The sequence below is a fragment of the Streptomyces sp. NPDC058157 genome (assembly GCF_042884105.1).
GTDB lineage: Bacteria > Actinomycetota > Actinomycetes > Streptomycetales > Streptomycetaceae > Streptomyces.
In genome coordinates, this window is the sequence record NZ_JBHVUQ010000383.1 from 1 (window position 1) to 2,657 (window position 2,657).

The 2,657-nt window shown below is 74.2% G+C and carries 3 protein-coding genes and 1 pseudogene; 1 reads left to right on the forward strand and 3 read right to left on the reverse strand.

The features are described from left to right. From ACFVXK_RS38065 to ACFVXK_RS38075, 3 genes and pseudogenes are all read right to left on the reverse strand, one after another. Positions 1 to 597: hypothetical protein (locus tag ACFVXK_RS38065; protein ID WP_389621814.1), on the reverse strand; the 597-nt coding region annotated here is incomplete at its 3' end. Between the two features lie 158 nt (positions 598 to 755). Then, positions 756 to 1,364, reverse strand: coding sequence for a phosphatase PAP2 family protein (locus tag ACFVXK_RS38070; RefSeq protein ID WP_389621817.1), 609 nt, complete (start codon positions 1,362 to 1,364; stop codon positions 756 to 758). After that, positions 1,361 to 2,043: pseudogene (locus tag ACFVXK_RS38075) on the reverse strand (DedA family protein). Before ACFVXK_RS38075 ends, ACFVXK_RS38070 begins: the two are co-directional and overlap by 4 nt. Before the next feature lie 125 nt (positions 2,044 to 2,168). On the opposite strand from ACFVXK_RS38075, the gene ACFVXK_RS38080 reads away from it, so the two are divergent. Further along, entirely contained in the window at positions 2,169 to 2,546 is a 378-nt protein-coding gene (locus ACFVXK_RS38080) for a BlaI/MecI/CopY family transcriptional regulator (protein WP_389621820.1), read from the forward strand. Positions 2,547 to 2,657 lie beyond the last annotated feature (111 nt).

A 2,657-nucleotide genomic window follows, 5' to 3' on the forward strand; every position in this document is an offset into this window, starting at 1 on the left:
GCGCAGGGCCATCAGGGCGGCGAAGAGGAGACCGGAGGGCAGGTAGCCCAGGTGCAGGGTGCCGGCCGTGAGGTCGCCCACCGCGGTGCCCAGGGCGAAGGTGGTGAGCACCGTCGCCCAGTAGAAGAACTCGCGGCGGGGCGTGTGGACACTGTGGATGGAGAGGGTCCGCTCGGATGCGTGCCAGAGGGCCAGGACGGCGCCCAGGGCGAGCGCGAAGCCCGCGGCCGACACCGGGTACGGAACGCCGACGACGACATGGATGACGTCGGCGGCCATCGTGCCGAACACGCTGAGCATGACGATCGCCGACCAGTACAGCCACGGCCGGTAGCGCGCGGACCTGAACTGGAGGAACAGCAGGGCCGCCAGGCCCAGCAGCCCGAGGCAGCCGGCCGGGACCGGGCCCAGTGTCCGCGCCAGGAAGTCGGACGCCGTCTCCCCCATGCCGGTGGTGAGGATCTTCACGGTCCAGAACCAGGCCGTCACCTCGGGGACCTTGGAGAGGCCCGCCGCGGCCCGGCCCGGGCGGCCCTGCTCCGCAGGCTCCGGGGTCCGTCTGCGTGTCGCCGTCTGCCTGCTGTCGGTGCCCGCCATCGTCGGTGCCACCCTCCCGGCGCCACGCGCGCCGCCTGGCCGGTGCAGGTCGGGGCAGCCGTCATCGCCCCCCGGCCGGGAAGCGGACGGCGGCCCGACCAACGTCTACAGGACTGTAGACGATCGCGGTGGGGTGGCGGGAGGCGGGCCGGGGATCCTCACCTGGAGGTGACCAGCAGCCGCAGGGCGGTGCCGTCCAGCCTCCGCACGAGCGGGGCCGCCCGCCGGGCCTGACGGGTCGGCAGCCCGCCGATCACCGCCCCGACGGCCAGGCCGAGTACGGCGTCGTGGGGGTAGTGCGCGCCCACCCAGACCCGGGAGAAGGCCATCAGCAGGGCGGCCGGCACGGCGACGGCCGCGAGCCGCCGGTCGGTCACCCACAGGGCGGCGGCCGCCGCGGCGGCGATGGCGGCGTGATTGCTGGGGAAGGACCAGTCCCCCAGCGGAGGGCAGGCCTCCAGCGTGACCGTGTGGAGCGTCTGGCAGGGCCGCTGCTCCCGGAAGACCGACTTGACGGCGGTGTCGGCGAGGAAGGCCGCCACCACGACGAGGGGCGCCGCCAGCGCCATGGCGGTCCGCGCCGGATCGGCGGCCGCCCGGGCCCGCCACCAGGCGGCCGTCATCAGCAGGGCGAAGAGGGCGAGGCCGTAGCTCGACCAGGCGCCGAGCAGGCCGTCGAACCAGGAGGGTGCCCGCTGGGCGCGGTCGGTGATCCAGGTGTACAGGTTCCCGTCGACGGCGGGGCCGTCCAGGGCGAGCAGGCTCAATGCGAGCCTCCGTTCGAGGTGCGGGCGCCGCGCCGGCGGACCAGTTCCACGGCGAGCGGCGTGAGGGAGACGAGGACGACGAGCGCGACGATCGGCAGGAGGTAGCGGTCGACATCGGGCACGGAGGCGCCGAGCACGTAGCCGGCCAGGACCAGCCCCACCGTCCACACGAGCCCGCCGACAACCTGCCAGAGCGCGAACGTGCGGGCGGGTACGCCCAGGGCTCCGGCCATCGGGTTCAGGACGGTGCGCACGATGGGGACGAAGCGGGCCAGGACGATGGCCTTGGCTGGCCGTAGCGGCCGAGGAGTCCCTCGGCCCGGGCGGCGCCCTCGTGGAGCTTGCGGCTGCGGCTGCGGGCCAGCAGGGCACGACCGCCGCGCCGGCCGAGGAGATGGCCGGCCTGGGCTCCGAGCAGGGCTCCCGCCACGGCCGCGCACACGACCTGCGGGAGCGAGAGGTGGACCGGCCCGTGGTAGCCGGGGACGCAGAGCAGGCCGGCGGTGAAGAGGAGGGAGTCGCCCGGGAGGAAGAAGCCGACGAGCAGGCCCGTCTCGGCGAAGAGCGCGGCCGCGACGCCGAGGGCGCCGAAGGCCGAGAGGAGCGAACCGGCGTCCAGCGGGTTCACGGCCTGCGGGCCGAGCAGCTGGGGCGCTGCGGCGAGAATGGTCAGGGCCATGTCGAACAGCTCCCATAGAGTGAGGGGGCGAGGGCTCGGGACGACACCCTTCCGGCCTTGCGACTACAGATCCGTAGACGGTCTACAGCACTGTAGACGATCGAGCGTGTGGAGAAGTGCACCCCATGAGCGACAAGAGCGCCGAGCGACGCCCGGCCGGCGGGCTGGAGGCCGACGTGCTGGCGGCGCTCTGGGCGGCGAACGGCCCGCTGACACCGGCCCAGGTGCAGGAGACGCTCGCCGCGCCCCTCGCCCGGACGACGGTGACGACGATCCTGTCCCGGCTGCACGAGAAGGGCGCCGTGACCCGGAAGCGGGCCGGCCGCGGGTTCGCCTACCTCCCCACCGAGGACTCCTCCGGGCTGACCGCCCGGCGGATGCACGCGGAACTGACCAAGGACGAGGACCGCGAGGCCGTCCTGAGCCGCTTCGTCTCCCAGCTCAGCGACGAGGACGAACGCCTGCTCCGCAGCCTGCTCGACGGCGAAGCGGACACGCTCTGACCGCTCGGGCGGCGTGTCACGGCCATGGCCTGCGACCCCCGCACCCCTGCCGTGCGGGCGCGGGTCGGCTGTCGGTCCTCAGTTTCCGTGGCCCGCCTCCCGTTCCATGAC